This is a genomic window from Tabrizicola sp. TH137, from assembly GCF_002855575.1.
Classification (GTDB): Bacteria; Pseudomonadota; Alphaproteobacteria; order Rhodobacterales; family Rhodobacteraceae; genus Paragemmobacter.
Genome location: NZ_PKRQ01000028.1, coordinates 1 through 2,500, shown reverse-complemented (window position 1 = coordinate 2,500; position 2,500 = coordinate 1). Strand labels below are relative to the sequence as shown.

Annotated in this window: 1 tRNA gene and 2 rRNA genes (1 of these 3 cut by a window edge); all 3 read left to right on the top strand. The window is 55.0% G+C overall.

The features are described from left to right. Positions 1-2,140, top strand: a 23S ribosomal RNA gene (locus tag C0V75_RS22500); it begins 692 nt to the left of the window's first position. A 106-nt stretch (positions 2,141-2,246) separates the two neighbouring features. Continuing rightward, positions 2,247-2,361, top strand: a 5S ribosomal RNA gene (gene rrf, locus C0V75_RS22495). A gap of 62 nt (positions 2,362-2,423) precedes the next feature. Beyond that, positions 2,424-2,500: transfer RNA gene (locus C0V75_RS22490), tRNA-Met, on the top strand.

Here is a 2,500-nt window from a genome sequence, read left to right as displayed (position 1 = left end):
CCCGAAACCAGATGATCTAGCCATGTCCAGGATGAAGGTTGGGTAACACCAACTGGAGGTCCGAACCAACACCCGTTGAAAAGGGTCTGGATGAGGTGTGGCTAGGGGTGAAAGGCCAATCAAATCTGGAGATAGCTGGTTCTCCGCGAAAGCTATTTAGGTAGCGCCTCGGACGAATACCTCGGGGGGTAGAGCACTGCATGGGTGATGGGGTCCCACAGACTTACTGAGCCTAAGCAAACTCCGAATACCCGAGAGTACTATCCGGGAGACACACGGCGGGTGCTAACGTCCGTCGTGAAGAGGGAAACAACCCTGACCTGCAGCTAAGGCCCCTAATTCGTGGCTAAGTGGGAAAGCATGTGGGACGGCCAAAACAACCAGGAGGTTGGCTTAGAAGCAGCCATCCTTTAAAGATAGCGTAACAGCTCACTGGTCTAGACAAGCTGTCCTGCGGCGAAGATGTAACGGGGCTCAAGCCACGAGCCGAAGCTCAGGATGCACAGCGATGTGCGTGGTAGCGGAGCGTTCTGTGATATAGCTTCATGTGTTTTATCCACCGCGAGGTGGATCGAACACGCGAAGCTTTCTGTGAAGCCGGGCCGTGAGGCATCCGGTGGAGAGATCAGAAGCGAGAATGTTGACATGAGTAGCGACAAAGAGGGTGAGAGACCCTCTCGCCGAAAGTCCAAGGGTTCCTGCTTAAAGCTAATCTGAGCAGGGTAAGCCGGCCCCTAAGGCGAGGCCGAAAGGCGTAGTCGATGGGAACCAGGTTAATATTCCTGGGCCAGTGGGATGTGACGGATCTCGACTGTAGTTTGCCCTTATCGGATTGGGTGAGCTGCTTAGAGGTCCCTGGAAATAGCCCCACATCAGACCGTACCCTAAACCGACACAGGTGGACTGGTAGAGTATACCAAGGCGCTTGAGAGAACCACGTTAAAGGAACTCGGCAAAATGCTCCCGTAAGTTCGCGAGAAGGGAGCCCCGTCTGTAGGCAACTATGGGCGGGGGGCACAGACCAGGGGGTGGCGACTGTTTACTTAAAACACAGGGCTGTGCGAAGCCGTAAGGCGACGTATACAGTCTGACGCCTGCCCGGTGCTGGAAGGTTAAAAGGAGGGGTGCAAGCTCCGAATTGAAGCCCCAGTAAACGGCGGCCGTAACTATAACGGTCCTAAGGTAGCGAAATTCCTTGTCGGGTAAGTTCCGACCTGCACGAATGGCGTAACGATCTCCCCGCTGTCTCTAACGTGGACTCAGCGAAATTGAACTGTGTGTCAAGATGCACACTACCCGCGGTTAGACGGAAAGACCCCATGAACCTTTACTCCAGCTTTGCACTGGCATCAGGATTGTGATGTGCAGGATAGGTGGTAGGCATCGAAGCAGGGACGCCAGTCTCTGTGGAGCCTCCCTTGAGATACCACCCTTCGCACTCTTGATGTCTAACCGCGGCCCGTCATCCGGGTCCGGGACCATGCATGGTGGGGAGTTTGACTGGGGCGGTCGCCTCCCAAACAGTAACGGAGGCGCGCGAAGGTTGGCTCAGACCGGTCGGAAATCGGTCGTTGAGTGCAATGGCAGAAGCCAGCCTGACTGCAAGTCTGACAAGACGAGCAGAGACGAAAGTCGGCCATAGTGATCCGGTGGTCCCAAGTGGGAGGGCCATCGCTCAACGGATAAAAGGTACTCTGGGGATAACAGGCTGATGATGCCCAAGAGTCCATATCGACGGCATCGTTTGGCACCTCGATGTCGGCTCATCTCATCCTGGGGCTGGAGCAGGTCCCAAGGGTATGGCTGTTCGCCATTTAAAGAGGTACGTGAGCTGGGTTTAGAACGTCGTGAGACAGTTCGGTCCCTATCTGCCGTGGGTGTAGGAGACTTGAGAAGAGTTGCCCCTAGTACGAGAGGACCGGGGTGAACGATCCACTGGTGGACCTGTTGTCGTGCCAACGGCAGTGCAGGGTAGCTATGATCGGACAGGATAACCGCTGAAGGCATCTAAGCGGGAAGCCCCCTTCAAAACAAGGTCTCCCTTGAGGGCCGTGGAAGACCACCACGTCGATAGGCCGGAGGTGTAAGTGCAGCAATGCATTCAGCTGACCGGTACTAATTGCCCGATAGGCTTGATTTGATCCAGAAACAGCAAGGCTGTCTCAATCAAAAGCAAACAAACTTGGAACAACAAAACTGATGTAAGGGGAAAGGACAAAAAACCTCTCCCCGTGCTCCTTCCTCGGTTTGGTGGTCATAGCACGAGCAAAACACCCGGTCCCATCCCGAACCCGGAAGTTAAGTGCCGTCGCGCCAATGGTACTGCGTCCTAAGACGTGGGAGAGTAGGTCACCGCCAAACCTAGAAAGAAGCACACACCAATCTCAACGAAACACAAACCAACCAAGTCAGACAACAAGTGACGCGGGGTGGAGCAGCCCGGTAGCTCGTCAGGCTCATAACCTGAAGGCCGCAGGTTCAAATCCTGCCCCCGCAACCA